At 27.9% G+C, this 1201-nt stretch carries 1 protein-coding gene; it reads right to left on the bottom strand.

Features of this window, described 5'->3' with window-relative positions; translation table 11 throughout:
- Positions 1 to 109: 109 nt before the first annotated feature.
- The coding region (locus tag DIU01_RS10010) for a type II secretion system F family protein (RefSeq protein ID WP_290834031.1) at positions 110 to 1201 on the bottom strand (1092 nt) is incomplete at its 5' end.

Here is a 1201-nt window from a genome sequence, read left to right as displayed (position 1 = left end):
TAAAAAGCAGTGAGTCAAGTATGGTACACGAATCAGTCAAAATATCTAACCAATTGCTAATTGATTTTGACGAATTTTCGAATTTTGTAAATACTTTATAGATATGAAATTAGCCTATTACACTACTCAATTCAAACATCGGTAAATATAAAGCTACTAAAAGAATACCAACAATTAAACCTACAATAATAATGATCAATGGTTCAATTACAGTTGCAACAAGTTTTGATTGTCTCACAACTTCATTATTATATTGTTCATTAAGTTGGTTGAAAACAAATTCTGTTTGATTTGTTTCTTCTGCCACTTTGACTAGAGAAATTATTCTGTCATCAAACATCTTGTTTCCGGATAAACTTTGACTTAAACTATTTCCTTTTAAAATACTTGCTTCCACTTTTTCAAGTGATTGTTGCAATGGAACAAAACTAATCATGTTTTTTACCATTTGAATACTATTTAATATTGGAACTTTGGAACTAGTCAATAATGATATAGCTTGAGTAAACTGAGCTAAATAAATCTTAGTCATAAAGGTTCCAATTACAGGAATCTTCAAAATTGTATTATGTAAAACTTCTCTAAACTTATAATTTTTATTTAAAAACTTACCTGATATAATTAATCCTACAATAAAAACTAAAACGAGCCAACCGTAATTCTTAATGGCATCTGAAAACGATATAATTACTCTTGTTAAAAAAGGTAACTCAATTTTATTTTGGTTAAATATATCCTGAAACATAGGAACTACGTAGCTTAGCATAAAAACGACAACTAAAACTGCTGTTGATAACACAATTGTTGGATAAGTCAAGGCACTTATTATGATTCTTTTTTGTTCATTTTTTCGTTCAAAAAACACACCCAATCTATTGGACACTTTGGATAAAGTTCCAGTTTCTTCACCTATTTTAATTGAATAAAACTCGTACTCTGTAAAGTATTTGGTTTCTTTTAGTGAATCGGAAAGTGGCTTACCATTTATTACATTATTTAGAATTTCTTCAAAAACTAATTTATCATTTTCTTTTTTTTGATTCTCTTTTATTAATTGTAATGAATCTTTAATTGTAATACCCGCTTGTAACAACCCTCCCAACTCATTATAACACTCAAATTTCTTTTTAGAAGAGAATCCATTACCAAAAAAAGTGATTTCTCGTTTCAGTAATTTTTCAATTTCTGAGCTGAGTTCATT

The organism is Flavobacterium sp. (assembly GCF_003525665.1).
GTDB lineage: Bacteria > Bacteroidota > Bacteroidia > Flavobacteriales > Flavobacteriaceae > Flavobacterium.
The sequence above is the reverse complement of the archived record's forward strand: the minus strand, read 5'-3'. Positions and strand labels throughout refer to the sequence as shown.